General features: G+C 51.1%; 1 pseudogene. It reads left to right on the forward strand.

Annotated elements, in window-relative coordinates:
• Positions 1–53 precede the first annotated feature (53 nt).
• Positions 54–231 (forward strand): annotated as a pseudogene (locus QP415_RS13130) (alanine dehydrogenase); the annotation flags it as partial.

Raw genomic sequence — 231 nt, forward strand, 5'->3', positions numbered from 1 at the left:
TCTTGTTTGTTGGAACAACGCTGTTTTCTGTCTAAGGAAGGTGAAGGAGCCTTATGCGTATTGGTGTCCCTACAGAAGTTAAAAACAATGAATACCGCGTGTCTGTGACGCCTGCCGGTGCTGCCGCCCTGATTCAGGACGGACACGAAGTGCTAATCCAGAAGGGGGCCGGTGAAGGATCCGCCTATCCCGATTCGCTCTATGAAGAGGTTGGCGCAAAGATTATTGACG

The organism is Pauljensenia sp. UMB3104 (assembly GCF_030217285.1).
Taxonomy (GTDB): Bacteria; Actinomycetota; Actinomycetes; order Actinomycetales; family Actinomycetaceae; genus Pauljensenia.